General features: G+C 57.8%; 2 protein-coding genes. One reads left to right on the top strand and one right to left on the bottom strand.

Annotated elements, in window-relative coordinates; all coding sequences use genetic code 11:
- Nucleotides 1-136: 136 nt before the first annotated feature.
- Nucleotides 137-1,381, bottom strand: coding sequence for an urea ABC transporter substrate-binding protein (locus tag ABT160_RS46735; RefSeq protein WP_351656463.1), 1,245 nt, complete (start codon nt 1,379-1,381; stop codon nt 137-139).
- A 57-nt stretch (nt 1,382-1,438) separates the two neighbouring features.
- Here ABT160_RS46735 and ABT160_RS46730 point away from each other — a divergent pair, with 57 nt between their 5' ends.
- Entirely contained in the window at nt 1,439-2,260 is an 822-nt protein-coding gene (locus tag ABT160_RS46730) for a bestrophin-like domain (protein ID WP_351656460.1), read from the top strand.
- Nucleotides 2,261-2,607: the final 347 nt, after the last annotated feature.

Genomic DNA, 2,607 nt, shown 5'->3' with positions numbered 1-2,607 from the left:
AAACCGCCCCCGCGCCCGGCTCCCACCGTCACACTGGTATCGCCAACCAAAGCGACCAGCAGGCGCCAGATAAGTCACTAAATCACCGGTATTGGTACTAGGGTCTGTCTGATGGCTTTTCAGGAAGGACGACTGGCTATGAGGCTGGGCCAGGGAAAAGTGTTTGCGGAAAAGCTCGGTCTGGTGAATCAGGCAGTCGCTCCCAGTTTCCTTGCCAGCCTGCGTGAAGGCCTAGTAGGTGGTCGTTCCAGGCTCGGCGAGGCCGGTAGGGAGGGAAAGGGACGGGGCGGATTACGACTTCAGACGTCCAGACCACATCGAATTGGCGACTCGGCTGGATGTGGCCGATGCGCACCGTACGCCATAGGTGCTGGTTCTCTTCGTCGACCCAAACAGTCCCTTGTGGCGCCTCATAGCGCATGCCCTTAATGGCGGCTCGGATGGCTGCCGGGGAAGGATTACCTGCCGCCTTTGCCGCTTTCGCCCATAGCTGGACAGAAACATATGCATTATGGCAGACATCCTCGGTTACTCTTTCCGGACCGTACCGGCGTTTAAAGTTGCTTACGAATTTCTCATTCTCTGGCGTATCCACGCTTTGGAAGTATCCCCATACGCCGTATCCTCCAACCTTGTCGCTGGGATCCGTCTGGGACAAAAGATCCTCGCCGAACCCCAGCGAAAATGTCGGAATCTCTTCCGGGTCGATTCCACATTTTCCCAATTCCTTAAAGAAGTCCAATGTATTGTGCGCCAGGGAATTGATGATGACGTCGGGTTTCACTTCGGCGATTCCTCTGGCCAGTTCTGTGAAGTCTGTTTCGTGAAACGCTCGATACTCCTCGCCCACGAGTTCACCACCCTGGAAATCAAGCTGATCCCTGATCATCGCCGCTGAAGACCTCGGCCAGACATAGTCTGATCCGACGAAATAGAAGCGTGTTCCTCGGTTGTCCAACAGCCAGTTCACCGCCGGGATTACTTGCTGATTCGGTGCGCCGCCGGTGTAGACGATGTACGGACATTCCTCCAGGCCTTCGTATGTCGGTGGGTAGAAGAGGAGGTGCTCATGACGCTCGAGTACCGGGATGGTGGCTTTGCGGCTGCTGGATGTCCAGCAGCCCATGATGGCCAACACTTTCTCCTCGGTGATCAGGCGTTCTGCTTCGGCGGCGAACCTCTGTGCATCCGACGCGCCGTCGATGACAACTGGTTCGACTTTTCTGCCTAGTACGCCGCCAGCCTCGTTGAGCTCCTCGATAGACATAAGAGTGCTGTCCACAATGGAACGTTCATTCGGCGCCATCGGGCCTGTGAGCGAGTGGAGCACACCGATGCGCAACGCGCGGGAAGAAGGTGCGGACTTCCGTCGACGAAACATGCAACCATTATCCATGCCGAGTGAGAGGATGTAATGGAGGCGCAACAGTGCATCCAGGTGGCCGAGATTGCCTTCGGTGGTGCTGCCGTGGGCTTCACCGTGATCCCCCACAGGAAGCGGCCGGCTTGGAAATCAGCGACCCTCCTCATCGGTGGCACGATCGCCTTGGCAGATGCAGTCATCCCGATGACGCGGCGAGTCTTCGTCGGTCAGTTTAATGAGAACGATCAAAGCCTGCTCGGCGGTGGACTGTCACTCGTAGGTACCCTATTCGCGCTCATCATCGGTTTTGTGGTCGTAGTTGTGTGGCAGTCGCTGACTGACACTGAGGGGACGGTGGCAAAGGAAGCCAACGCCCTAGCTGACCTTGAGCGGATGTCAAGAGGGTTGAACGTTCAAGTGCGTAGGCAGGTGCAAGGTGCGATTGGCGCCTACGCACGCCTCGTTATTTCAGATGAATGGCCTGCGATGGCCAACGGGGAGCACAGCGAAAGAGCGCATGCCGCACTCGTGGAACTCTGGGGCGTCTACACCACGATGCATGCCGAAGAGCGGAAGACTCACCTCTACCAACAATCCCTAGTCAGGCTCAACGAACTAGGAGATGCGCGCCGTACCCGGCTGCTATCCGCAGAGTCTCATATTCCGCCAGTCATGTGGATGCTTATTTCAGTCGACGCTTTCGGGATTATGGCGCTTTCCTACGCTTTCGGACTCTCTGAGAGCTGGCAGATGCGTCTGGTGATGGCCACGATGGTGGGCTCAGTCGCCTTTGCTGTTTTTCTGGTCGCCGAACTCGACGGCCCATTCAGTGGCGACCTATGCGTTTCCCCAGACGCTTTTAATTTTGTCACTTCCGGCATGCAAGATCTGGAGTGAAACGGCCGCCGCGTGCACTTTCCAGCCGACGAGAACACGCCCGTTGGTTGCTCCAGGTAGTCCGGCCCTTGGCGTCCTCGCCGCCGATTACTTTCGGATGACACCCGCGGTCGTCGCGAATACATCGAGCTCTTTCAACTGGGCCCCGGGAGGGTGAAGGTGCACCTGCCGTTGACGGACACCCGACCAGCAGGATCGTCGTCCTCGCCGTCGGCCCCGACACAGGATCGTGTCACCCGACCGGTGGCCATTCTTAGACCGTGTCCTACGTGGTGAGGCGGAGGAGTCGTTTGTAACAGCAGAGGGCGGCTGCGAGGCCGAGAAAGGCCAGGTAGTTGCGTGGTTGG

Source organism: Streptomyces sp. NPDC001941, assembly GCF_040296945.1.
GTDB lineage: Bacteria > Actinomycetota > Actinomycetes > Streptomycetales > Streptomycetaceae > Streptomyces.
The sequence above is the reverse complement of the archived record's forward strand: the minus strand, read 5'-3'. Positions and strand labels throughout refer to the sequence as shown.